Origin of the sequence: Cupriavidus sp. UME77 (genome assembly GCF_014170355.1) — a bacterium.
Lineage (GTDB): Bacteria > Pseudomonadota > Gammaproteobacteria > Burkholderiales > Burkholderiaceae > Cupriavidus > Cupriavidus basilensis.
The window spans coordinates 1-24,711 of the sequence record NZ_LZZU01000050.1 but is presented as its reverse complement, the minus strand read 5'-3'; the positions used below and the strand labels follow the sequence as shown (position 1 = coordinate 24,711).

The following is a 24,711-nucleotide window of genomic DNA, read 5'->3' as shown; positions in this document are numbered from 1 at the left end:
GATCCATGTTCTGCAGTGCAGAACATGGATTCCACAGTGCAGTTGACGCGTAAGGCGATCGGTGGGAGTATTCCGCCATCGAAAAATCCGGCGGCCCACGCCGGACGCCTTATCTGGAGACTGTGATGAGTAGCACCCCCACGCCCGCCGCGCACGCACCGGCTGCCACTTCATTTTCCCGCCTGCACCAGACCATCGGCCCCTGGGTCCAGAGCCACCCCGAACGCGTGGCCCTGATGGACGCCGAGCGGTCCTTGCGCTACGGCGAGCTGGACGGCGCCATTGCCGAAACCGCCCGCGCACTGGCTGGCGCCGGCGTGCGGGGCGGCGATCGCGTGGTGCTGGTGACCGAGAACAGCGTGGGCTGTGCGGTACTGATCCTGGCGCTCAGCGCGCTGGACGCATGGGCCGTGCCGGTCAATGCCCGCCTGTCCGCCCGCGAGATCGACAACATCATCGAACACTCGGGTGCGCGCATCGCGCTCTACCTCGACAATGCCCATCCCGAAGCCCGCGAGCATGGCCTGGCGCGCGGCGCGCAACCTGCCGAATGGCCGCATGCGGGCAAGCTGCTGCTGGGCGCGCTCAATGCAGCCGCCGTGGCTGAGCCTGTGGACGCAGCGGCGCGCGACCAGGTAGCCGCGCTGATCTACACCACTGGCACCACCGGCGCCGCCAAGGCCGTGATGCTGACGCACGCCAACCTGATGTTCATCGGCCGCTCCAATCGCATGCAGGCGCGCGTGCAGCCGGGCGACCGGGTCTACGGCGTGCTGCCGATCTCGCATGTCTACGGCCTGTCCGTGCTGCTGGTGGGCCCGCTCTCGAACGGCGCCACGGTGTTCTACGAACCGCGATTCCGCCCCGAGAAGCTGGCGCACGCGCTGGTCGCGCAGCGGCTCACCGTGCTGCATGGCGTGCCCGCCATGTATGCCAAGCTGATCGAATGGAGCCGCGCCCAGGCAACGCCGCTGCAAGCGCCCGCGCTGCGCATGGCGCAATCGGGCGGCGCGCCGCTCACCGCCACGCTCAAGGCGGCGTTTGAAGCGAGCTTCGGCATCATCCTGCACAACGGCTATGGCATGACCGAGACCTCGCCCACGGTCTGCCAGACCCGGGTGGAATCGCCACGCACGGATTGCTCGGTGGGTCCGGTGGTGCCTGACGTGGAGATCCGCCTGGGCGAGCCCCTGCCCGACGGCAGCGGCGAGCTGCTGGTGCGCGGCCCCAACGTGATGAAGGGCTATTACCGCCGAGCCGACCTGACCGCGCAGGTGATCGACGCCGACGGCTGGCTGCACACCGGAGACCTGGCGCGCATCGATGCCGACGGCGCGGTCTCCATCGTGGGGCGCTCCAAGGAAATCATCATCCACTCCGGCTTCAACGTGTACCCGGAGGAAGTCGAACAATCGATCAACGCCTACCCGGCCGTGCTGCAATCCGCGGTGGTGGGACGCGCGGTGGAAGGCAACGAGGAAGTGATCGCCTTTGTGGAAGTGCGCGAGGGCATGACGCTGGACCAGGCCGCGCTGCGCGCCTTCCTGCGTGAGCAGCTGTCGCCCTACAAGATGCCGGCGGAGGTCAGGATCGTGGCCCACTTGCCGGCTGCACCGTCCGGCAAGATACTCAAGGCCAAGCTGCGCGAGCTGCTGGCCAGCGCAGGCTGAGACGCAAGCGCAGCCCCAAGCCAGCCGAGGCCACCCATGTCCGAACCGCAGACCGAAGATCCACCGCACGAAACGCAAGTGCAGCAGCATATGCAGCAGCACAAGGAAGACCGGCATTTCGTGACCGCGCTGGCGCGGGGTCTCGATGTGCTGGCGAGTTTCCGCAGCTTTGAGACGCGGCTGGGCAATGCCGAGCTGGCGCAGCGCTGCGGCCTGCCCAAATCCACGGTGTCGCGCCTCACCCATACGCTGACGGAGCTGGGCTACCTGCGGCTGGACCCCGAGCAGGCCAAGTACCAGCTCGGCAGCTCGGCGCTGGCCCTCGCCCCCGCGGCGCAGCATGGCGTGGATGTGCTGGCGGTGGTGCGTCCGTTCATGCAGGAGCTGGCCGACCTGTCCCAGGGCGTGACGTCGCTGATCGTGCGCGATCGGGCGCAGATGCTGATCTTTGAAAACTGCCAGTCGGAGTCATACCTGACGTTGCGAGTGGCGGTCGGCACGCGCATCTCCGGGCTGACCTCGGCCGCGGGGCGTGCCTACCTGCAAGCGTTGCCCGCCGTGGAACAGCGGCAAGCGCTGGCCGCCTTCCGGCAACAGGAAGGGACGGATGCCGCCAGCGCGCAGGCCATTGTGGAGCGCAGCCGCGCGGAGGTGGAACGCCAGGGCTGCACCACGTCGTTTGGCGAATGGCTGCCGGATATCAACTCGATCGCCGCCGCGTTCCGGCCCGGCCCCGCGCTGCCACCGATGACATTGTCGTGCAGCGGACCCACCGCCATCGTGCCGGCCGCGCTACTGCTGGAGACGGTGCGCCCGCGCCTGCTCGAGAGCATTCGCGGCATCGAAGCGGCGCTGCGCGCGCAGGATCGCTAGGCACCCTCTACGCCACTACGCCACTACGCCACTACGCCTCCACGCGCTTCACGAACCCACCGGGACCAGACCATGACCACATTGATTGCCGCCGACGATACCGCTGCTGCCACGGCGCTGAGCCAGCAGGACCTGCGCCTGCTGCGCGAGGCCATCCGCCTGTCGGAGGCGTCCCGCGCCCGCGGGCGGCATCCTTTTGCGGCGCTGGTGGCAGACGCCGACGGCAATATCATCGCCAGCGCCGGCAACAACTCGATGCCGCCCGAGGGCGACCCCACCCAGCATGCCGAACTGGCCGCCGCGGCCGAAGCCGCCCGCAAGCTGTCGCCGCAGGCACTCGCCAGCGCCACGCTCTACACCAGCGCGGAGCCCTGCTGCATGTGTGCCGGCGCCATCTACTGGTGCAACATCGGGCGGGTGGTGTACGCGCTGTCCGAGCACCGGCTGCTCACGCTGACCGGCGCTCACCCCGAGAACCCCACCTTCTCGCTGCCCTGCCGGGAGGTGTTCGCGCGCGGGCAGCATAGCGTCGCCGTGCTGGGCCCCGCGCTGGAAGACGAGGCGGCGCAGGCGCACGCGGGCTTCTGGCAGGACTGAGCGCGCTGCGGCGCCGGGCTGCGCCTCAAGCCAGCGGCGCCGGCGCCGTCATGCCGAACTTGTCCAGCCAGGGCTGGATCTGCGGCAGGATGGCGGGGTTCAGCGCCACGCCATCGCGCAGCTGGCGCGCCTTGCGCTCCAGCGCGCCCTGCCCCGGCAGGCGCACGCGATCCACGCCCGGGCGCGGCGGATTGTCCGTGCAGGCCCGCGCGATCCAGCCCATTTGCCCGGCAAAGGCTTCTTCGCCGGCGAAGGCAGACGGGTCCAGTATCTGCAGGAACACGGTGTTGCCCCAGCGCTTGCCCGGATCGTCGCGGCCATGGCCGGACAGGCCGGCGGTCAGCGCTTCCACCATCAGCGATAGCGCATAGCCCTTATGGCCGGCATCGAGCCCGCCCAGCGGCAGGATCGAGCCCGCGTGCGGCGCAAACATGACGGCGGGGTCGTCGCTGGCGTTGCCGTTCGCATCGATCAGCCACTGGTGCGGCAGGCGCTTGCCCTCCTTGTACAGCCGCGTGGTCAGGCCGACCGTGGTGACCGAGGTGGAGACATCGATCAGCACCGGGCCGTCGGGCGTGGGAAAACCCGCCGCCACAGGGCTGGGCGAGAACACGGGGCGGGTGCCGCCGAACGGCGCCACGGTCATGGCGGCCGGCGCCGAGGAGTACAGCAGCATGACGAAGCCTTCCCGCGTGGCGCGCTCCAGGTAGGCGGCCAGGCACGCAATATGGTGCGCGCGGCGGATGGTGACCGTGCCGGTGCCGTAGTCGCGCGCCCGCGCCATCGCGCTTTGCATGGCGCGCAGCGTCAGCCACGGCCCCGGCAGGCGCTTGCCGTCCCAGGTGGCCACCGCGGCGCGGTTGGCCAGCACCTCGTAGTCCTCCTTGACGGCCATGCTGCCGCTTTCGATCTCGGCCAGGTAGGTGGGCAGCAACTGCAGGCCGTGCGTATCGTGCCCCATCAGGTCGCCTTCGACCAGGATGTCCGCCACGTCGGCGGCCCGGTCGGCGGGCATGCCCGCGCGCTCGAACATGGCCTGCGCCATGCTGCGCAGCGCGGCGGCGTCATGGCGCACGGTGGCTGGGGGTTGGCTTTGCATAGGGGCTCCGTCAGGTAGGGCGCGATCGGCGCGCCCTGGGTTTTACTCGTTGACCGATACGCCGGCCGCCTTGACCACCTTTTCCCAGCGTGCCTTCTCGGCCAGCGCGAAGACCTGGAATTCCGCGGCGGGCTTGGGGTCCGGCTCGGCGCCGGCATTGACCAGCTGCTCGCGGAACTCGGGCCTGCGCATGGCCGCCATCACCGCATCGCTCACCTTCGACACGATCTCGCGCGGCGTGCCGGCGGGGGCAAACAGGCCGAACCACGAGCCGGTCACAAAGCCTGGCAGGCCGGCTTCCTCCATCGTCGGCACATCAGGCAGCGCGCTCATGCGCTGGGTGCCGGTCACGGCAAGCGCCTTGAGCTTGCCGGACTTGACGAAGGGCAGCGAGGTCGGCGCGTTGTCGAACATGATCTGCACCTGCCCGCCCATCAGGTCGGTCACCGCCAGGGCGCTGCCCTTGTACGGCACATGCACCATCTGGGTTCCGGTCATGACCTTGTACAGCTCGCCCGACAGGTGGATCGAGCTGCCCGCGCCCGACGAGGCAAAGGTGGCCTTGCCGTTTTCGCTTTTGACGAACTGCGTGAGTTCCTTGACGTTCCTTGCCGGCACGGCGGGATTGACCACCAGGATATTCGGCACCGAGGCGACCATGGCCACGGCCGTGAAATCCTTGGCCGTATCGTAGGGCATCTTGCGATAGAAGCTGGCATTGATCGCATTGGTGCCAACCGTGCCCATCAGGAAGGTGTAGCCGTCCGGCGCCGACTTGGCAACGATGTCGGCGCCGATATTGCCCGAGGCGCCGGGGCGGTTTTCCACCACCACCGGCTGGCCCAGCGCCTTTTGCAGGTCGCGCCCGATCAGCCGGGCCACGATATCCGTATTGCCGCCGGCGGCAAACGGCACCACCACGCGGATCGGCCTGGACGGATAGGTATCCGCCCGCACGGGCAACGCCACGCACGCGGCGGTGGCAGCCAGGGCGGCCAGCAGCATGCGGCGCGACGGCTTGTAGCTTTGATGCATCGGTGTCTCCTCTGTGGTTCTTGTTGTCATACGTGGCGCGTGATGCTTGGCGCGCGGTGTGCAGTGCGCTCAGTGCGATGCGCCCGGCAGCAGCCGGCCCGGGTTCATCAGCCCGTGCGGGTCCAGCGCATGCTTGAGCTTTTGCATCAGCGCCATTTCCACGGTGGATTTGTAGTGCGCGTTCTTGTCGACCTTGAGCTGGCCGATGCCATGTTCGGCCGAGATCGAGCCGCGCACGCGGTGCACGGCCTCGTACACCAGCGCGCTGATGGCCGCGCCGTTGGCCCGCACAAAGTCCGCTTGCGGCACGCCGTATGGCGCGCTGACGTTGTAATGCAGGTTGCCGTCACCCAGGTGGCCAAAGGCCAGTACGCGAGCGCCGGGATTGGCGGCCACGATGGCGGCGCTGGTGTGCGCAATGAACTCGCCGATCGCAGAGATCGGCACCGAGATGTCGTGCTTGAGGTTGTCGCCCTCCTGCGACTGGGCCTCCGGCAGGTGATGGCGGATCCGCCACAGCCCATCGGACTGCGCCAGCGAGGCCGCGATGGCGGCGTCCGCCACGATGCCAGCCTCGAAGGCCTCTTCCATCAGCTCGCCGAAGGCCTGCGTGGCGTGCGCCTCGCTATGCGGGTCGCTGCTCTCCAGCAGCACATACCAGGGATGCTCCTGTCCGAAGGGCGCGCGGCAGTCCGGGAAATGCCGCGCCACCAGTGCCACGCACACGCCGCTCATCAACTCGAACGCCGTCAGCGTGGCGGCTAGCCGGCGCTGGGCCAGTTCCAGCAGGCGCAGTGCCGCATGCGGATCGCTCACCGCGGCCAGCGCGGTCATGCGCGCCGCCGGACGCGGAAACAACTTGAGGGTGGCGGCGGTGATCACGCCCAACGTGCCCTCCGCGCCGATAAAGAGCTGCTTGAGGTCGTAGCCGGTGTTGTCCTTGCGCAGGCCGCGCAGGCCGTCCCAGATCTCGCCGTCGGGCGTCACCACTTCCAGCCCCAGGCACAGCTCGCGCGTATTGCCGTAGCGCAGCACCTGCACCCCGCCCGCGTTGCTGGCGAGATTGCCGCCGATGGTGCAACTGCCTTCCGCGCCGAGCGACAGCGGGTACAAGCGCCCCGCTTCCTGCGCCGCCTGCTGCACGGCGGCCAGGATACAGCCCGCCTCCGCGGTGAGCGTGTTGTTGATCGGATCGATCTCGCGGATGCGGTTCAGCCGCGCCGTGGACAGCACCAGCGCGCGGCCGCCGTCGTCCGGGATGGCGCCACCCACCATGCCCGTATTGCCACCCTGCGGCACCAGCGGCACCTGGCGCGCCGCGCACCAGCGCACGATGGCCGCCACGTCGGCCGTGCTATCGGGCTGCGCCACCGCCAGGGCGCGGCCGGTCCAGCTGCGGCGCCAGTCGGTGAGAAACGGCGCCGTGTCATCGGCGGCGCTCAGCAGGCGGCCGGCAAACTGGTTGCGCAAGTCGGCCAGCGTGGCATCGGTCATGGTTGTCTCCTGTCTTGCATTTTGTTTTTTTATCTTCTTTTGTCAGTCCGCGATCCGCATCGCCGGGGTGATCTGGCGCGGGTCCGTGACCAGTTCCAGCACGGCGGGCTTGCCCGCGGCCTGCGCACGCGCAAAGGCTGCGGCGAAATCTTCCGTCTGCGTCACGCGCTCCGCCCAGGCCCCGCACGACTGCGCCATCGCCACAAAATCCGGGCTCGGGATGTCCGTGCCGCTGACGCGCCCGGGATAGCGCTTTTCCTGGTGCATGCGGATGGTGCCGTACATGCCGTTGTTGACCACCACCACGATCAGGTTCGCGCCGTACTGCGCGGCCGTGGCCACTTCCTGCGGGTACATCAGGAAGCAGCCGTCGCCGGCGAAGCACACCACGGTGCGCTGCGGGTCGCGCAGCTTGGCGGCAACCGCCGCAGGCAGGCCGTAGCCCATGGCGCCGCAGGTGGGGGCCAGCTCGGTGCGCGGCTGGCGATAGGCGTAGTAGCGATGCAGCCAGACCGTGTAGTTGCCGGCGCCGTTGGTCAGCACGGCGTCGTCGGGCAAGACCCGGTCCAGGTGCGCGATCACCGCGCCCATGTCCACGCCGGTGAGCTGCGGGTGCGGCTTGGCCGGGGCCACGAAAGCGGTATGCGCGGCGCGTGCGGCGCTGGTCCAATCGGCCCAGCGCACCGCCGCAGGCGGCGTGAACGCGGCCAGCATGGCGGCGCCTGGCTCGATGCCCGCATGGATGGCCAGCTCGGGCTGGTAGACGCGGCCCAGCTCGGCGCTGTCGGCGTGCAGGTGGAACAGGCGCTGGCGCGGCTGCGGCGCCTCCAGCAAGGTGTAGCCGTCGGTCGCGATATCGCCCAGCCGCGTGCCGAAGGCCAGGATCACGTCGGCCGTGCGCACGCGCTCGGCCAACGCCGGGTTGACGCCCAGGCTGAGGTGCCCGACGTAGTGCGGATCGCGGTTGTCGAATACGTCCTGGCGGCGAAAGGCACAGGCCACCGGCAGGTTCCAGCGCTGCACGAAGGCCGCGAAATCGGCCGCCGCCTGCGCGCTCCAGTTGGCGCCGCCGGCAATCACCAGCGGGCGCTCGGCCCCGGCCAGCGCGGCAGCGAGCGCATCGGCATCGGCCGCGCGCGGTGCCGCCGCCACCGGGCGATAGCGGCCGGTATCGGCCACCTCGCACAGGCCGTCCAGCACGTCTTCCGGCAGGGAAATCACCACCGGGCCGGGCCGGCCCGAGGTGGCGCACTGGAACGCGCGCGCCACCAGCTCAGGGATACGAGCCGGATCCTCGATCTCCACCACCCACTTGGCGATGGAGCCGAACATGGCGCCGTAGTCGACCTCCTGGAAGGCCTCGCGGCCCTTGTGGCCGCGAGCGATCTGCCCAACGAAGAGCAGCATCGGCGTGGAATCCTGCGCTGCGATATGCACGCCGATGCTAGCGTGCGTGGCGCCCGGGCCGCGCGTGACAAAGCAGATGCCGGGGCGGCCAGTGAGCTTGCCGTCGGCCTCGGCCATGTTGGCCGCGGCGCCTTCGTGCTTGCAGACGATCAGGTCAATGGCGGGCTGGTCGTGCAGTGCGTCGAGGACATCCAGGAAACTCTCGCCCGGCACGCAGAAGATACGCTCGGCGCCGTGGATGCGCAGCGCGTCCACCAGGACCCGGCCGCCGGAGCGCGGCGCCGGATTGGCGCAGGAGGAGGAAGGGGAAGGCACGGTAGCTGCAACGGATTGGCTGGTCATGGCAGAAAGAAAATGGTGCAGTGCAATCAGGCCGGAGCCGGAATGGCAGAGATCCGGAACCTCCGGGAATGTAGCGATTGTTACGTCGCAAACGCTTTGGGCGCCTGGCTTAAGGCGCATTTCTGTTATGCGCAAAACGCAAGGCTACTCCCACGGCACGCGTGTAGCCTGTTGTCAGGCGATCCCACCCTGCCACATGCGCCGCTTGCCAGAGCATAGCGGCCGCGTCACGCAGCGCAAAGGCGATGGCCCAGACAAAAATACAATGGAGACCAAGACATGCTTCTGCAGCTTCTGCACCTGCGGCCCTTGCAGGCCAGCCAGCCGGCCCATCAGTCCCATCCCGCTTTCCAATCCGCTTTCCATCCCGCCTCCCAGGCCCGCCGCGCCTTTGGCCTGCTCGCCTGCGCCCTGGCCGCCGTTGGCGCGCTGCCGGCGCATGCGCAGGACACCTGGCCGGCCAAGCCGGTCAACTACGTGGTGCCCTTTGCCGCGGGCGGCACCACGGACGTGCTCGGCCGCCTGATTGGCCAGCGTCTGTCGCAGATGATCGGCCAGCCGGTGGTGGTGGAGAACCGCGCCGGCGCGGGCGGCAATATCGGCTCCGACTATGTGGCCAAGGCCGCGCCGGACGGTTACACCCTGGTCGGCGGCACCATCAGTTCGCACTCGATCAATGTGAGCCTGTATCCGAAGATGCCTTATGACCCGATCAAGAACTTCCAGCCCGTGGCCCTGATCGGCACCCTGCCCAACCTGCTGGTGGTCAACGCCAACAGCCCGTGGAAGTCCGTGCAGGACGTGATCGCCGCCGCCAGGGCCAAGCCCGGCGCGGTCTCCTTCGGCTCGGCCGGCAACGGCACCTCGCAGCACCTGGCCGGCGAGTTGTTCTCCAGCATGGCGGGCGTCAAGCTGCTCCACGTGCCGTTCAAGGGCAGCAACCCGGCCGTGCAGGCCTTGCTAGGCAACCAGGTCGATGTCTTGTTCGAGAACAGCGTGGCCGCCATGCCGATGATCCAGTCCGGCAAGTTCCGCGCGCTGGCCACCACGGCTGCCAAGCGCACCCGCGAACTGCCCGACGTGCCGACCGTGGCCGAGGCCGGCGGCCCGAAGCTGCAAGGCTACGAGATCGTTTCCTGGCAAGCCGTGTTTGCCCCCGCTGGCACGCCTGCACCCATCGTCAACCGCCTTGCCGCGGACATCGGCAAGATCATCCAGGAGCCGGACATGCGCGCCCGGCTGGCCTCGCTCGGGATCGAGCCGTCCGGCGCTGGCCCGGCCGAACTGGGCGCGTTCCAGAAGAGCGAAGTGGCCAAGTGGGCGCAACTGATCAAGAGCGCCAACATCCGCCCGGAATGACGCCGGTGCATGGCTCGCATGGTTCGCCGGGTACCCAAGCCGGGCCCGGCGGCTTATCATGGGGGCCGCCATGTTCGACCGATTTCCCCACCGATCTCCCCTCCTCTTTCGAACCCCAAGCTCATGAGTGAACACCGCATCCCGACTCCCGCCCTCCATCAATGGGTGGTCGATCTCTGGCGCGCCGCCGGCTCCGATGCCCGCGAGGCCCGCCTGACCGCCGACCACCTCGTCGGCGCCAACTTGTCAGGCCACGACTCGCACGGGGTCGGCATGATCCCGAAGTACGTGATGTCCTGGCAAGGCGAGCAGCTTCAACTGAACCAGCGCGTGAGCGTGGTCCACGAGGCTGGCGGCATCCTCAGCCTGGATGGCAATCGCGGCATGGGCCAGGCGGTGACCGAGGAAGCCATGGGCCTGGCCATCGAGCGCGCGCGCGAGCACGGCGTATGCGTGCTGGGGCTGCGCGCCTCGCACCACCTGGGCCGGGTTGGGCACTGGGCCGAGCAGGCTACCGCTGCCGGCATGATTTCCATCCACTTCGTCAATGTGCTATCCAAGCCGATCGTGGCCCCGCATGGCGGCTATGAGGCGCGCTATGGCACCAACCCGTTCACCATCGGCGTGCCGGTGGCCGGCGGCGAGCCGCTGGTGATGGATTTCGCCACCAGCGCAATCGCGCTGGGCAAGGTGCGCGTGGCCAACAACAAGGGCGTGACGGTGCCCCCGGGCTGCCTGCTCGACACCGAAGGCCATCCAACCGACGACCCGGCCGTGATGTTCCCGCCCGCTGGCGAGGCGCAGGGCGCGCTGCGCCCCTTCGGCGAGCACAAGGGCTACGTGCTGGCGGTGATGTGCGAACTGCTGGGCGCGGCGGTCACCGGTGGCCACACCATCCGCCCGGAGACCCTGACCCACGAGCACGCGGTCTGGAACAATATGCTGGCCATCGTGTTCGACCCAGAGCGCCTGGGCAGCAGCACCACCTTTGGCCACGAAGTGCAGGCCTTCGTCGACTGGCTGCGCTCATCGCACCTGCAGCCCGGCACCGATGCCATCCTGCTGCCCGGCGAGCCGGAACGCGCCTGGCGCCGCGCCCGCGCCGAGTTCATGCCGGTGGACAGCGGCACGCTGGCCCAGCTTGACGACGCAGCGGCGCGCGTGCAGGCAGCGCGCGGCAAGTCGCCCGGCCCGCTGTCGCGGCTGGCGGTGGACTGATCCCCCCGCTCCGGCGACTCACCGAAACCTTCAGGCCTAGCCACCATGCCCCACCTCATCATTGAAATTACCGAAAACACCCGCCTCACCTGCTCGCAGGAAGAACTGCTGGACGAGGCCAATGCCGCGCTGCTGGCCTCCGGCCAGTTCGGCGAGCCGGACATCAAGTCGCGCTGCATCACGCTGACCTCCTACCGCCAGGGCACCGAAGCGCGCGAGCGCGCTTTCGTCCATGCGCGCCTGCACATCCTGGACGGCCGCGACCTGGCCGTGCGCCAGGCACTGAGTCAAGCGATCTGCGAGGTCATTGCCGACGCGGTGCGCCCGGCCAACGCGGAAGACAGCGTGCAGGTCAGCGTGGAGGTGGTGGAGATGGAACGCGCCAGCTTCACCAAGCAGATCGTCAGCGGTTCGCACTGACCCGCCAGACCAGCAAGCCATCTGGCATCAGCGATGGCCCCGCAGCCGGTCAAAGGCTGCGGGGCCGCACCGCCCTGGCAGATCGGGGTCACCGGCTGACCCATTCGCCTTCCAGCCTTAAAAGACAGGAACACCATCGTCATGTCCTCCCTCCCGAATTCAACCTTGCCCTCGCCCCTGCCCAACCGCTTTCGTGCCGACGTGCTGGCGCACAAGCGCGTGATCGGGTGCTGGTGCTCGCTGGGCAACGCCACCACCACCGAGATCCTCGGCCTGGCGGGCTTCGACTGGCTGCTGCTTGACGGCGAACATTCGCCCAACGACGTGCTGACCTTCATCCCGCAGTTGATGGCGCTGCAAGGCAGCGTGAGCGCGCCGGTAGTGCGCCCGCCCGCCAACGATCCGGTGCTGCTCAAGCGGCTGCTGGACATCGGCTTCTACAATTTCCTGATTCCCTTTGTGGAAAGCGCGGAGCAGGCCGGGCGCGCGGTGAGCGCCACCCGCTACCCGCCAGCAGGCGTGCGTGGCGTGTCGTCGGTCCAGCGCAGCAACCGCTATGGCACGGTGCCGGATTACTTCAGCCAGATCAATGACAACATCTGCGTGCTGGTGCAGATCGAAAGCCGCAAAGGCGTGGACGCGGCCGACGAGATCTGCGCGGTCGATGGGGTCGACGGCATCTTTATCGGCCCGAACGACCTCGCGGCCGCCTACGGCCACCTCGGCAACCCCAACCACCCCGAAGTGCAGGCGCAGGTGGCGCGCATCTTCGAGGCCGCCAGGCGCGCCGGCAAGGCCGTGGGCACGCTGACTCCGGTAGAAGCCGACGCGCGCCGCTACCTGGACATGGGCGCGAGCTTCGTGGCGGTGGGCGTGGACCAGAGTCTCTTCCGTACCGCGACGCAGGCGCTGCGCGATCGTTTCGCCAGCTAAGCCTCGCGATGAACTCCGAGGACCTGGCCTGCTTCGTCTGCGTCGCCAACACGCAGAGCATCTCGCGCGCCGCGCTCGAAATGGGCGCGGACCAGTCCACCGTAAGCCGGCAGATCGCCCGCCTGGAAGCCGCGCTGGACACCCGCCTGTTCCATCGCAGCGGGCGCGGCGTGGTGCTGACCGAAGCCGGCCAGACGTTGATCGTCTATGCGCGGCAGGTGGCGGCCACGCTGGCCGAAGCCCGCGAAGCCATCCGCGCTTCGTCGGCGCAAGGCCCGGCGCAACTGGTGATCGCGGCACAGCCCACCATCGCCAACACCGCATTCGCCAGCATCGGCACCGCGCTCAAGCAACGTTTTCCGGCGACCAAGGTGCGCTTTGTCGAAGGACTGGCCAGCCCCGTGCTCGCCTGGCTGGCGGCTGGCGAAATCGATGTCGCCCTGCTCTACCTGCCCGAACAGCAAGGGGCGCTGAAAGTCGACATCCTGCTGGAAGAAGACCTGACCCTGGTCACGCCGACATCCTGGAGCCACCTCGGCCCGACCTTTCCCGTGCGCCGCCTTGGCGAAGTGCCGCTGATCCTGCCCAGCACGGGACATGGCCTGCGCGTGCTTGCCGAATCGCTCGCTGCTCGCGCGGGCGCCAGCCTGCAACTGGCGCTGGAATGCGACGCGTCCAATACCGTGTCGATGCGCCTGGTGGAAGACGGCTGCGGCGCCACCCTGCTGCCGTTTGCCGCGGTCGCGGATCGCGTAGCGCAAGGCCGGCTGCATTCAGCCCGGCTGGTGGATCCGGTAGTGACGCGGCAGGTGGCCCTTGCCACCGCGCGTAACCGCACACCGGTGCCGGAATTGTGGGACATCATGCAAACGGTGAGGCAGTCCGTGCGCAATATTGTGATGTCGGGCGCGTGGCCGGGGGCGCGGTTGATTTGACATCTCAAATTCCGTCAGATTCCGGCTGCCTGTTACCGCCTTGAAGGTTTTGCAACCGCCACCTAGGCTCGATGCCTGAAGCCAACACTTGGGAGAACGCCGATGCACGCCGATCAACTCCGCTCCGTCCAGGCCCCGCTCAAGGAAAAGTACCGGGAACACCCCGAGGCTGCCTTGATCACCTTGCGTGCATCGAGCCGCTTGGGCGAGGGAGTTACCTGCCACGTCGAAACCGGCAAGGCCATGGTCGAAGCCGGCCTGCACCCTGCCACCGGCGGCACCGGCCTGAGCGCCTGCTCCGGCGACATGCTGCTGGAGGCCCTGGCCGCCTGCGCTGGTGTCACGCTGAATGCGGTGGCTACGGCGCTGGGCATCGTGCTGCGCGATGCGCACGTGCTGGTGGAAGGCGACCTCGATTTTCGCGGCACGCTTGGCGTGAGCAAGGACGCCATCGTGGGCTTTCGCGCGATCCGGATGCGCTTTGAACTGGATACCGATGCGCAGGCCGACCAGATCGAATCGCTGCTGCGGCTGACCGAGCGCTATTGCGTGGTGTACCAGACGCTCCGCGGCGGTACGAAGATCGACGTGACCCATGCCGCCGGCACGGGGCCGGCGGCATAGCCTGCCAGGAGGTGCTCAGGGTTTGATGTTCTGGTTGTGGCGGAACAGGTTGTTGGGGTCGTACCGCCGCTTGACCTCGACCAGCCGGGCATGGTTCGGCCCGTACGCGGCGCCGACGCGATCGCCCTCTTCCTGCGTCAGGAAATTCACGTATACCGAGCCAAGCGCGTAAGGTGCCGCGGCCTGGAACACCTCGCGCGACCAGGCGATGCAGGCGGCGTCGTCAGCCGGCTCGGTCCAGCGTCCGTGCACGTTCATGACGTAGTTGGCATCGCGATTGGGGTAAGCCACGGCGTCTGCCGCGACCCGGTTAGTCTGGCCGCCCATGGCGCCGATGAAGATCTCGGTGTGCGGCGAGGGCAGCTTGTTGACGTAATCCACCAGCAACGTGAGCAGGCCATCATCCAGCCCGGCGAAGTTGTGCGATTTCCAGTAGTTGCGCGCCCCCGGCGTGAGCAGAGGGTCGAACGCCTGCTGCCAGGCAGTAAACGGCATGGGTCCGACATGCTCGCCGTAGGGTGTGCCGAGATGGCGCAAGGGCTCGACCAGTTGCGGGCCGTTGGCTGGCGGCCCGATGTAGCAGATGGCCAGGGCTACGATGGGCTTGCCATGGGTCTGCGGCGGCAGGAACGGCAGCGGCGGCGCGAGCCGCATCACGGCCCACACGGTCAGCTCATCGGGCATGCCATCGAAGCGGTCACGCAAGGCTTGCAACACGGCCACGCCCTGCTCCAGCGGATAGACGATCAGGCCACCATAGATTTCCGGGCCGACTGGCCGCAGGGCGAACTCGAACATGGTGACCACGCCGAAGTTGCCGCCGCCGCCGCGAATGGCCCAGAACAGGTCGGGATGCTCGGTGGCGCTGGCGTGCACCAGCTTGCCATCGGCTGTCACCACCTGGGCGCTGACCAGGTTATCCACGGTGGTGCCGTACTTGCGGCTGATCCAGCCAAAGCCGCCGCCCAGGGTGAGTCCGGCTACACCGGTGGTGGAGTTGATGCCAAGCGGCGTGGCAAGGCCGAAGGCCTGCGCCTCGTGGTCAAAATCACCCAGCGTGGCGCCGGGCTCCACATAGGCGCGCAGCGCAGTGGGGTCGACCCGCACCGATTTCATGCCCGACAGGTCCAGCGTGACGCCCCCATCGCAAAGGGCCAGGCCGCCGATATTGTGGCCGCCGGCGCGTACCGACAGCGGCACGCCATTGTCCCGCGCGAACGCGACCGTATCGATGACATCGGCCGCGCCGGCGCTTTTGACGATCAGCGCGGGACGGCGGTCGATCATGGCATTCCAGACTTGCCGCGCCTGCTCATAGCCCGGCTCGCCAGGTTGCAGCACCTGGCCTCTCAGTTTCGACTTCAACCCATTGACCAGCTCACTCGACAAATCGGCCATGATGGCACCTCGCGACGGAATCCCGGATAGGGGTTCGGCCGCGGCACTGGCCGCGCGCCACCAAGCAAGGCTTGATCCGTGCTTGATCCGTCTCCGGCGTCATGTCGGGCAGAGGATGGCATGGCGAACTGAAGGGGGAAGGCAGCAGGCGTGGTAGCCAGGAGAAGGGCCGAATCCTTCCTCATTTAAGGTTGGCCCCCGACGAATGTAAAGCGGCCGGGACACTGGTCCCGGCCGCTTATCGCCGCATCGATTTTCTTGGCCGCGCTGGCCGGGCTATCGGGTCAGGTCACCGGCGCCGGGTTGAACAGCACCAGCGAATTGTGCAGCTTATGGTGCTCAGCCCAGGTCTTCTTGCGCCCGCTCGCCACATCCAGCATCAGCCGGAACAACTCCCAGCCCACATCCTCGATGGTGGCCTCGCCGGTGGCGATGCGGCCCGCATTCACGTCCATCAGGTCGTGCCAGCGGCGTGCCAGATCGCTACGCGTTGCCACCTTGATCACCGGCACTTCGGCCAGGCCGTACGGCGTGCCCCGGCCGGTGGTGAACACGTGCAGGTTCATGCCGGCGGCCAGTTGCAGGGTGCCGCAGATAAAGTCGCTGGCGGGCGTGGCCGCGTAGATCAGGCCCTTTTGCTTGAGCTTCTCGCCGGGGGAAAGCACGCCGGTGATGGCCGTGCTGCCCGACTTGACAATCGAGCCCATGGCCTTTTCGACGATATTGGACAGGCCGCCCTTCTTGTTGCCGGGGGTGGTGTTGGCGCTGCGGTCAACCCGGCCCTTTTCCAGGTAGCGGTCGTACCAGTCCATCTCGCGGATCATGGCCTGCGCCACTTCCGGCGTGGCGGCGCGCGCGGTGAGCTGGTCGATGCCATCGCGCACTTCCGTGACTTCCGAGAACATCACGGTGGCGCCGGCGCGCACCAGCAGGTCGGTGGCAAACCCCACGGCGGGATTGGCGGTCACACCCGAAAAAGCATCGCTGCCGCCGCACTGCACGCCCACCACCAGTTCCGAGGCCGGGCAGGTTTCGCGGCGGCGCTGGTCCAGCTTGGCCAGGTGGGTACGCGCCATTGCCATGATGGAATCGATCATGCTCTCAAAGCCGACGTGCTCGTCGTCCTGCAGGCACACCACGCCAACATCCAGGCCGCCGGGCAAGCTGCCGGCCGGCAGCAGGCGCTCCGGCTGCAGCTTCTCGCAACCCAGGCTCACCATCATGGCGGTGCCGCCGAAATTCGGGTTCAGCGCGATATTGCGCAGCGTGCGGATCGGCACGATAGCGTCCGGCGCATCGATGGCCACGCCGCAGCCGTAGGTGTGCTCCAGCCCCACCACATCGTCCACATTGGGATACTGCGGCAGCAGCTCGGCCTTGATGCGCCGCACCGCGTGCTCCACCACGCCCGACACGCACTGCACGGTGGTGGTGATGGCGAGGATGTTGCGGGTGCCGACCGAGCCGTCCGGATTGCGAAAGCCCTCGAAGCTATAGCCTTCCAGCGGTGGCAGCGGTTCCGCCACGCGCGTGCCGACAGGCAGGTTGTCCAGCCCGGGCGCCACCGGCATCTCGATCACGCGCTCGTTGACCCAGCTGCCTTTGGGCAGGTCGCGCAGCGCGTAGCCGATCACCACGTTGTAGCGCACCACGGCATCGCCAGCCGCCAGGTCCACCAGCGCCACCTTGTGGCCCTGCGGCACCCGCTCGCGCAGCGTCAGCCCGCAGGGAAACACCGTGCCCTCGGGCAGGCCGCCATCGTTGGCGACGATCGCCACGTTATCCAGCTCGTGGATGCGGATGTACAGCGCAGTGCCCTGCACCGGCGCAGCCGGCTGCGAACCGCCTGGCTGTTCTACTTTGATATCGATCACCGTCATGTATTTTTCCTTGCGAAACTCTTGGCCGCTGCGCCGGGGCGGCACCTGCGCAGCAGGCGCCACTCAATTCATGGATTTCAGGGATGCTTGAGCTCGACGCGCTTGATTTCCTTGACGATCACGAGGTAGCTGATCACCGTCACCAGCGCGTTGGCGCCGACGAAGACCAGCGCGCCATTGAAAGAACCGGTGGTGCCAAGGATATATCCGATCACGATAGGCGTGACGATGCCCGCGATATTTCCGAACATGTTAAAGATGCTGCCGGCCAGGCCAATCACTTCCTTCGGTGCCGTATCCGCCACCACGGCCCAGCCCAGCGCGCCGATGCCCTTGCCGAAAAAGGCCAGTGCCATGAAGCCCACCACCAGCCATTCGCTATCCACGTAGTTGCAGGCAATCATGCTGACCGACAGCAGCATGCCGGCGACGATCGGCACCTTGCGGGCCACCGTCAGCGAGTAGCCGCGGCGCAGGAACCCATCGGAAATCACGCCGCCCAGCACCCCGCCCAGGAACCCGCAGATTGCCGGCAGCGATGCGACAAACCCCGCCTTCAGGATCGACATGCCACGGGCCTGCACCAGGTACACGGGAAACCACGTCAGGAAGAAGTACGTCAGCACGTTGATGCAGTACTGGCCCAGGTACACGCCCAGCAGCATCCGGTTGGAGAGCAGCTGGCGCACGTAGAACCAACGCGTGCCTGAGGCTTCCTTGTCCTTCTTGCCAGCGTCGCCGCTCATCTCGATCAGGCCGCCGCCCTGCTTGATGTAGTCAAGCTCCGCGCGATTCACGCCCGGATGGGTTGCCGGGCTACGTACCACCTTGAGCCAGAGGCCGGCCAGCACCATGCCCAGCGCGCCCATCCACAGATAGACGTGGTGCCAGCCCAGCGCGTGGGTCAGCCAGGCCATCAGCGGCGTAAACAGCACCGCGGCAAAGTATTGCGCGGAATTGAAGATGGCCGAGGCCGTGCCGCGCTCGGCCGTGGGAAACCAGCTGGCCACGACCTTGGCATTGGCCGGGAACGCCGGCGACTCGGCCAGGCCCACGGCAAATCGCAGCACGAACAGCGTGGTCACGGCCGCGCCAACGGTGGCGAATACGCCGATAAAGCCCTGCAGCAAGGTAAAGAACGACCACAGGAAAATACTGCAGGCATAGATGCGGCGCGCGCCAAAGCGGTCCAGCAGCCAGCCACCCGGGATCTGCGCCATCACATAGGCCCAGCTGAACGCCGAGAAGATAAACCCCATCTGCACGGCATCGAAGCCGAACTCCGATCGCATCGCCGGGCCGGTGATGGAAAGCGTGGCGCGATCGGCATAGTTCACCGTCGTCACCACGAAGATCATCAGCAGTATCCAGTAACGGACATGGCTGCGACGGGTGGCCTCTCCGGCCACGCTGATGGTATTGCTGAGATTCATGGTGTCTCCTGCACGAGCCGGATTCGAGATGGGGCTGCCTTACGTGGTACGGCACGCGCCATCTCGCCTAATTGTCCGCTTACGTGATATGTCATCGTATAACTTGAATTATAGGCATCCGATTTCGTCGGCAACATTGAGTGTTTACCCTAGCTCCAGGACAACGGCGTTGGCGAGGGTGCATTAGCCGTTGCAGGGGCGCTGTTGGTCCGGGTGCGCCGACTTGAAGATGCCACGCCCCAAGCTTTCAGGCAGCTTTCAAGGTGAATACCTGCGATTCTGCCATGAGGCGCTCCATTCCGCGCCGGATAGATCCAACCCTCCTGCCCCGTCTTTTCCTATTGACTGGTACCAGCAAAGCCGAGGGACGATGCCTGTTCCCAAAACAAAAGTACTTGCGCATCCAAATATCTAGTTGTACGATGACGTATCTCGAAATTGTGCAGACGAAAGTCATGCACAAGAACCACTGAACCAACACCGCCCTTGCGGGTATCAGGACCAGCCATCATGACCACACCACAAGAACTCAAGCAGATTGTCTCGGAAGGCCTGCTTTCCTTCCCCGTGACCGACTTCGACGCGCAAGGCAACTTCCGCCCCGAGACCTATGTAGAGCGCCTGGAATGGCTGGCCCCCTACGGCGCGACCGCCCTGTTCGCCGCCGGTGGCACCGGTGAGTTCTTCTCGCTGACGCCGGACGACTACTCCAATGTCATCCGCACCGCGGTGGAAACCTGCGCCGGCAAGGTGCCCATCCTGGCCGGCGCCGGCGGCCCGACCCGCATGGCCATCGCCTACGCCAAGGAAGCCCAGCGCCTGGGCGCCAAGGGCATCCTGCTGCTGCCGCACTACCTGACCGAAGCCTGCCAGGACGGCATTGCCAACCATATCGAAGAAGTCTGCAAATCGGTCCACATCGGCGTGATCGTGTACAACCGCGGCAATTCCCGCATCAACGCGGACATGCTCGAACGCCTGGCCGACCGTTGCCCCAACCTGATCGGCTTCAAGGACGGCGTGGGCGAGATCGAAGGCATGGTCCGCATCCGCCGCAAGCTGGGCGACCGCCTGTCCTACCTGGGCGGCCTGCCCACCGCCGAAGTGTACGCCGCCGCCTACAAGGCACTGGGCGTGCCCGTGTACTCGTCGGCCGTGTTCAACTTCATCCCCAAGACGGCGATGGACTTCTACCGCGCGATCGCCGCCGACGACCACGCCACCACCAACCGCCTGATCGACGAGTTCTTCCTGCCGTACCTGGACATCCGCAACCGACGCGCAGGCTACGCGGTGAGCATCGTCAAGGCCGGCGCCAAGCTGGTCGGGCACGACGCCGGCCCGGTCCGCGCGCCCCTGACGGACCTGGACGAGCAGGAACTGGCGATGCTGGATGCGCTGATCAAGAAGCTGGGGCCGCAGTAAACCAGACGGGCTTGCCCAGCCAACCGCTGCAGGCGCGGCTGGCGCAGGCCTGCGCTGCTCGCGCCAATGACGCCACTCCAACGCCGCCAAACTATCGTCGCGCGGCGTCAACTTCCGCGCCAGCCTCACGCCCACCCCAGTTCCCCGCCTGGCTTTCCAGCCGCGCCCTGATGAAATCCATCAGCGTGCGGGTGGCCAGCGTGGGAAACCGGTTTGGCGCGGTCAGCATGTAAATGCTGTCGCCCACGCCTTCAGGCTCGTACTCGGGCAGCACCTCCACCACTTCGCCACGCCCGATCTGCTGCCACACGGCATAGCGCGGCAGCAAGGCAACGCCGAGTCCTGTCAGCATCGACTCGAACAGGAAGGGATAGTCGCCGGACTGGATGCGGGGGGCGACCCGCAGGATCAGCGGCGTGCCGGCCAGCTTCAGCTTGAGATCGAAGCGCCTCCCCAGCGACGCTGGCGCGATCAGGTCGCAGTGGGCAAGATCCTCCGCGCGGCTGACCGGCCCGTGCTCCGCCAGGAACGCGGGCGATGCGCACAGGCACCAGCCTACCGCGCAAATCTTGCGCGCCACATGATCCTCCGGCGGCAGGGAGGTGATCTTCAACGCCACATCCACCTCGGCGGAGATCAGGTCGCCGATATAGTCATTGATCAGCACGCGCAGGGAGATGGCCGGGTATTGCCGGGCGAACTCCAGCAATACCTGCGCCAGGTACAAGTGCCCGAGCCCCGTGGGCAGGCGGATCCGCACATCGCCGCGCACGGAATGGCCGAGACTGTCGATGGAAGTGCCCGCCGCCTGCAACTCATCCAGCATGCGCACGCCGTGCGCATACAGCAGCCGCCCGGCCTCGGTCAGCTCCACATGGCGGGTGGTGCGCCGCATCAGTTGCGCGCCCATATGCTGCTCCAGCGCCTTGAGCCGGCGCGAGACATTGGAGCGGGTCATGCCGCCGCGCGCGGCGGCGGCCGTGAGCGTTCTGGATTCCACCAGCGTGACGAATAGCCGGATCAGGTTCAGGTCGAAGCTGGGATTATTGTCAATCATGAGTCAACACGGGTGGCACAAGTCGGCGGATTGTCACGACCAGGAGTACGCCCTAGCATAGGGCATCCCACGCTACATGACGACTCCCAGATCCCTGCCGATGGCCCAGACCGACCTGCAATCCGCGCTACCTTCGCATACCCCGCCTTCATCCGAAGCTGTCGACGACCTGCCCTTTTCCGGCTTGCGCATCCTGGATATCAGCCAGGGCATCGCAGGCCCCTACTGCGCGCATATCCTCTGGCAGCAAGGCGCCGACGTCATCAAGGTCGATCCGCCTGCAGGCGACTGGGGCCGGCATGTTGGCGTGGTGCGTGGCGAGCACAGTGCCCTGTCAATCGCGTACAACGCCGGCAAGCGTGGCGTCTGCATCGATGCGGCCACAGACGCCGGCAAGGCGTTGTTGTTCGACCTCGCGCTGCGGGCGGATATCGTGGTGCAGAACTTCAGGCCGCAGGTTGCCGAGCGCCTTGGCGTTGGCTACGCGGCGCTGTGCGCGCGCAATCCGGCGCTGGTCTATGTGTCCATCAGCGGCTACGGCGCGGACGGCCCTTATGCCGACTACCCGGCCTCGGACTCCGTGATGCAGGCCGACAGCGGTCTCATGCACACCAACCGCATGGCCGACGGCTCGCCGCGGCGCATCGGCATGCTGCTGGCGGACGCTGCCACCGGCCTGTACGCGGCGCAGGCCGCCGCCGCCGCCTTGTGCAGGCGTTTTCGCAGCGGTGCCGGCGCGCATGTCGAGCTGAGCCTGTTCGACGCCTGCGTGGCGCTGCAGGCCAACAATATCCTCGAGTACGCCATCCAGGGCGCTGTGGCCGCCGGGCCGGTGAGCGCGCCAAATGGCGTCTTTGCCACCAGCGATGGCAGCCTCACCTTGCTGGCGCTCAACAACGCGCAATTCGGCAGGCTCTGCCGCGCGCTGGATCGCCCTGGCTGGGCGCAAGATGCGCGCTTTGCGGACAACGCCAGCCGCATGGCGCACGCGGCCTGGCTGCAGGACGCCGTGGCGGCGGTGCTTGCCGGCAAAAGCACGGCGCACTGGCTCGGCATCCTGCAGGCGCATGACATCCTTCATGCGCCGGTGCGCAACTACCAGCAAGTGCTCGACCACCCGCTAGCGGCGCCGCAGGGGACCTTCCAGACGGTCGAGCAGGCGGGGCTGGGTGCCTTGCCGTTTGCCGGCATCCCCGCCAAGGGCATGCGGCGGGCGGCCACCGCCGCGCCGCGTGTCGGTGAACACACCGAGGCCGTGCTGCGTGAGTACGGTGTCGCCCCGGACAAGCTCGCGCAATGGCTGGAGATGGGCGTGGTCAGGCAGGCCAGCCCTCTGACGGGCAACGCCGCCGCGGGAGCCAGCGCATGATGCGAGCCCTGCTCTGCGAGCATTTCGGCAAAGCGCAAGACGTCCGCCTTGCCAGCATCGCGCGCCCGGCATTGGTGGATCCGCACGCCGTCACGCTGGCAGTGGAGTACGCAAGCGTCAGCCACGCCACGGGCCTGATGGTGGAAGGCCGCTACCAGACCAAGCCGCCGCTGCCGTTCGTGCCCGGCACCGAGGCGGTCGGCCGCGTAGTGGCTTGCGGCGCAGCGGTAACCCGCCTGCGCCCTGGCGACCGCGTGGCGGCCATTGCCGACTGGGGCTGCTTTGCCGAAGAAGTCACGCTACCCGAATACACGGTCTACCCCATTCCCGATACGCTTGACTCGCTGCAAGCCCTGCCGATCCCGCTCTCCTACGGCACCGCTTACTGTGGCCTGGTGTGGCGCTGCGCCGTGCAGCCCGGCGACACGGTGCTGGTGCTAGGCGCCGGCGCCGGCGTGGGCCTGGCCGCCGTGGAAATCGCCCACCAGCTGGGCGCGCAGGTGATTGCTTGCGCCAGCACCGAAGCAAAACGCGCCCAGGCCCTGCGGCGCGGCGCCCAGCATGCGCTCGCACCGCAAGACCTGGCCGCCGCCGTCAAGCGCGTGAGCGGGGGGCGCGGTGCCGACGTGGTGGTGGACCCGGTAGGCGGCGACCTGTTCGACCAGGCGCTGCGCGCCGCCGCCGCCAACGCGCGGATTCTCAGCATCGGCTTTGCCAGCGGCCGCATCCCGCAAGCGCCGCTGAACCTGCTGCTGGTAAAGAACCTGACGCTGCATGGATTTTTCGTCGGCCGCTATATCGGCTGGACGCCCGCCAACGAGCGGGCACAGCATGCCCTCGCATTGCAGGCCGTCATGAAGACACTGTGCGGCTGGGCCAGCGAAGGAAAGATCCGACCGACTGTGTCGAAGGTGTACCCGATGAGCGGGCTGGCCGAGGCGCTGGACGCGCTGGAAGCCAGGCAGGTCATCGGCAAAGTCGCAATAAAAATAAAGGAGACTAACGCATGCCAAATCGATTCAGGGTCCTGAACACGCAGCACAGTACACAGCACACCAAGCATCGCCGGTCCGCGTTGCGCCTTGCCTTGCTGGCAACGATTGCAACCACCGCCCTTGCTGCCTTGGGCACGTCGCCGGCCCGTGCCGCCGACGATTTCCCGCAGCGCCCGATCCGCATGGTGCTGCCTTACCCGCCGGGCGGCCCCACCGACCTGCTGGCGCGCGTGGTTGCCGTCAAGATGGGCGACACGCTTGGCCAGACGGTGGTGATCGACAACAAGCCAGGCGCCAGCGGCATGATCGGCGCGGAAATGGTCGCCAAGGCCGCGCCAGATGGCTACACCATCCTGGCCAATGCCTCGCTGCATGTGATCAACCCGAGCATCTATCCCAAGATGCGCTACGACGCCTTCCGCGATTTTGTGCCCGTCACGCAACTGGCCGATGTGCCGCTGGTGCTGGTGGTCAACAACGACTCGCCGGTCAAGACCGTGCAGGACCTGATCGCCTATGCCAAGGCCAAGGGCGGCAGCATCAACTTCGGGTCGGCCGGCAATGCGTCGGCCCAGCAACTGGCGGGCGAATCGTTCAAGTTTGCCGCCAACGTCTCGATGCAGCACGTGCCGTACAAGGGCAGCTCGCCCGCGCTGACCGACCTGATGGGCGGCCAGATCCAGCTGATGTTCGATTCCATGCCATCGGCGATGCCGTTCATCAAGGCTGGCAAGCTGCGCGCCGTGGCCGTCACTACGCTCAAGCGGGCGCGTGCCCTGCCGGACGTGCCCACGGTGGCGGAGTCTGGCTTGCCCGGCTTCAATATCAGCACCTGGTACGGCTTGTGGGCGCCGCGCGGCACGCCAGCGCCGATCGTGGAGAAACTCGCGGCCCACGCCGCGCAAGCCCTGCGCCAGCCCGACGTGCAGCGCCAGTACGCCGACATGGGCGCCGAACCGGTAGGGTCTTCCCCCGCAGAGTTCGCGCGCTACACCGCGGCAGAGGGCAAGAAGTGGGCCGAAATCGTGCGCAAGTCGGGCGCCAAGGCGGATCAATAGCCATCGGCGGCCATCGGTGCGCTGCCGTGGCAAGCGGTGGCACCGATGGACAGATCCGCCCCACCGGCGGGACAATTGCCACCCCGGTGC

21 protein-coding genes are annotated in these 24,711 nt (G+C 67.3%); 13 read left to right on the top strand and 8 right to left on the bottom strand.

Annotation, left to right across the window (positions count from 1 at the left end):
- Window positions 1-125 precede the first annotated feature (125 nt).
- The 3 genes from A9975_RS20340 (at window position 126) to A9975_RS20330 (ending at window position 3,140) form a co-directional block, all read left to right on the top strand.
- Entirely contained in the window at window positions 126-1,670 is a 1,545-nt protein-coding gene (locus A9975_RS20340) for a class I adenylate-forming enzyme family protein (protein WP_183034374.1), read from the top strand.
- A gap of 36 nt (window positions 1,671-1,706) precedes the next feature.
- Window positions 1,707-2,543 carry an IclR family transcriptional regulator gene (locus tag A9975_RS20335; RefSeq protein WP_255503325.1) on the top strand — a complete coding sequence of 279 codons (837 nt, stop codon included), beginning with the start codon at window positions 1,707-1,709 and terminating at the stop codon, window positions 2,541-2,543.
- A 72-nt stretch (window positions 2,544-2,615) separates the two neighbouring features.
- The gene (locus A9975_RS20330; RefSeq protein WP_183034372.1) at window positions 2,616-3,140 is read left to right on the top strand and encodes a nucleoside deaminase; all 525 of its coding nucleotides are present in this window, start codon (window positions 2,616-2,618) and stop codon (window positions 3,138-3,140) included.
- Between the two features lie 25 nt (window positions 3,141-3,165).
- Here A9975_RS20330 and A9975_RS20325 read toward each other — a convergent pair whose 3' ends face one another.
- The 4 genes from A9975_RS20325 to A9975_RS20310 all read right to left on the bottom strand — a co-directional run bounded on the left by A9975_RS20325 (window position 3,166) and on the right by A9975_RS20310 (window position 8,517).
- Complete coding sequence (locus A9975_RS20325) at window positions 3,166-4,239, bottom strand: Ldh family oxidoreductase (RefSeq protein WP_183034370.1); 1,074 nt, start codon at window positions 4,237-4,239, stop codon at window positions 3,166-3,168.
- 42 nt (window positions 4,240-4,281) lie between these two features.
- Window positions 4,282-5,274: a tripartite tricarboxylate transporter substrate binding protein gene (locus tag A9975_RS20320; RefSeq protein WP_183034368.1), complete on the bottom strand. Its 993-nt coding sequence runs from the start codon at window positions 5,272-5,274 to the stop codon at window positions 4,282-4,284.
- Window positions 5,275-5,343: 69 nt separating this feature from the next.
- Window positions 5,344-6,768, bottom strand: a complete 1,425-nt coding sequence (locus A9975_RS20315) for an FAD-binding oxidoreductase (RefSeq protein WP_183034366.1) — start codon at window positions 6,766-6,768, stop codon at window positions 5,344-5,346.
- Window positions 6,769-6,810: 42 nt separating this feature from the next.
- Window positions 6,811-8,517 carry a thiamine pyrophosphate-binding protein gene (locus tag A9975_RS20310; protein ID WP_183034364.1) on the bottom strand — a complete coding sequence of 569 codons (1,707 nt, stop codon included), beginning with the start codon at window positions 8,515-8,517 and terminating at the stop codon, window positions 6,811-6,813.
- A 279-nt stretch (window positions 8,518-8,796) separates the two neighbouring features.
- Here A9975_RS20310 and A9975_RS20305 point away from each other — a divergent pair, with 279 nt between their 5' ends.
- The 6 genes from A9975_RS20305 (at window position 8,797) to A9975_RS20280 (ending at window position 14,006) form a co-directional block, all read left to right on the top strand.
- Window positions 8,797-9,876, top strand: a complete 1,080-nt coding sequence (locus tag A9975_RS20305) for a tripartite tricarboxylate transporter substrate binding protein (protein ID WP_255503324.1) — start codon at window positions 8,797-8,799, stop codon at window positions 9,874-9,876.
- A 123-nt stretch (window positions 9,877-9,999) separates the two neighbouring features.
- Window positions 10,000-11,094 (top strand): malate/lactate/ureidoglycolate dehydrogenase, encoded by a 1,095-nt coding sequence (locus tag A9975_RS20300; protein WP_183034362.1) that lies wholly within the window; start codon window positions 10,000-10,002, stop codon window positions 11,092-11,094.
- A 45-nt stretch (window positions 11,095-11,139) separates the two neighbouring features.
- Window positions 11,140-11,514 carry a 5-carboxymethyl-2-hydroxymuconate Delta-isomerase gene (locus A9975_RS20295; protein ID WP_043355096.1) on the top strand — a complete coding sequence of 125 codons (375 nt, stop codon included), beginning with the start codon at window positions 11,140-11,142 and terminating at the stop codon, window positions 11,512-11,514.
- A gap of 141 nt (window positions 11,515-11,655) precedes the next feature.
- Window positions 11,656-12,447 (top strand): 2-dehydro-3-deoxyglucarate aldolase, encoded by a 792-nt coding sequence (gene garL / locus A9975_RS20290; RefSeq protein ID WP_220810828.1) that lies wholly within the window; start codon window positions 11,656-11,658, stop codon window positions 12,445-12,447.
- A gap of 8 nt (window positions 12,448-12,455) precedes the next feature.
- The gene (locus A9975_RS20285) at window positions 12,456-13,382 is read left to right on the top strand and encodes a LysR substrate-binding domain-containing protein (RefSeq protein ID WP_183034360.1); all 927 of its coding nucleotides are present in this window, start codon (window positions 12,456-12,458) and stop codon (window positions 13,380-13,382) included.
- Between the two features lie 102 nt (window positions 13,383-13,484).
- Window positions 13,485-14,006, top strand: a complete 522-nt coding sequence (locus A9975_RS20280) for an OsmC family protein (protein WP_183034358.1) — start codon at window positions 13,485-13,487, stop codon at window positions 14,004-14,006.
- A gap of 15 nt (window positions 14,007-14,021) precedes the next feature.
- On the opposite strand, the gene A9975_RS20275 is transcribed toward A9975_RS20280, so the two are convergent.
- From A9975_RS20275 to A9975_RS20265, 3 genes are all read right to left on the bottom strand, one after another.
- Window positions 14,022-15,404 carry an FAD-binding oxidoreductase gene (locus A9975_RS20275; protein ID WP_183034356.1) on the bottom strand — a complete coding sequence of 461 codons (1,383 nt, stop codon included), beginning with the start codon at window positions 15,402-15,404 and terminating at the stop codon, window positions 14,022-14,024.
- A gap of 284 nt (window positions 15,405-15,688) precedes the next feature.
- On the bottom strand, window positions 15,689-17,284 hold the full coding sequence (garD, locus tag A9975_RS20270) for a galactarate dehydratase (protein ID WP_220810827.1): 1,596 nt from the start codon (window positions 17,282-17,284) through the stop codon (window positions 15,689-15,691).
- A 77-nt stretch (window positions 17,285-17,361) separates the two neighbouring features.
- Complete coding sequence (locus A9975_RS20265) at window positions 17,362-18,717, bottom strand: MFS transporter (protein WP_183034354.1); 1,356 nt, start codon at window positions 18,715-18,717, stop codon at window positions 17,362-17,364.
- Window positions 18,718-19,227: 510 nt separating this feature from the next.
- Between A9975_RS20265 and kdgD the strand changes: the two genes are divergently transcribed.
- Window positions 19,228-20,142: a 5-dehydro-4-deoxyglucarate dehydratase gene (kdgD, locus tag A9975_RS20260; protein ID WP_183034353.1), complete on the top strand. Its 915-nt coding sequence runs from the start codon at window positions 19,228-19,230 to the stop codon at window positions 20,140-20,142.
- A gap of 91 nt (window positions 20,143-20,233) precedes the next feature.
- Here the strand turns inward: kdgD and A9975_RS20255 are convergent, their stop codons facing one another.
- On the bottom strand, window positions 20,234-21,199 hold the full coding sequence (locus A9975_RS20255; protein ID WP_183034351.1) for a LysR family transcriptional regulator: 966 nt from the start codon (window positions 21,197-21,199) through the stop codon (window positions 20,234-20,236).
- Between the two features lie 100 nt (window positions 21,200-21,299).
- On the opposite strand from A9975_RS20255, the gene A9975_RS20250 reads away from it, so the two are divergent.
- From A9975_RS20250 to A9975_RS20240, 3 genes are read left to right on the top strand one after another with little or no spacing between them, the layout of a single operon-like run.
- Window positions 21,300-22,568, top strand: coding sequence for a CaiB/BaiF CoA-transferase family protein (locus A9975_RS20250; protein WP_183034433.1), 1,269 nt, complete (start codon window positions 21,300-21,302; stop codon window positions 22,566-22,568).
- A complete protein-coding gene (locus A9975_RS20245) occupies window positions 22,568-23,599 on the top strand; it encodes an NADPH:quinone oxidoreductase family protein (RefSeq protein ID WP_183034432.1) in 1,032 nt (343 codons plus the stop codon). The genes A9975_RS20250 and A9975_RS20245 overlap by 1 nt, the downstream gene beginning before the upstream one ends.
- Complete coding sequence (locus A9975_RS20240; protein WP_183034349.1) at window positions 23,575-24,621, top strand: tripartite tricarboxylate transporter substrate binding protein; 1,047 nt, start codon at window positions 23,575-23,577, stop codon at window positions 24,619-24,621. The genes A9975_RS20245 and A9975_RS20240 overlap by 25 nt, the downstream gene beginning before the upstream one ends.
- Window positions 24,622-24,711: the final 90 nt, after the last annotated feature.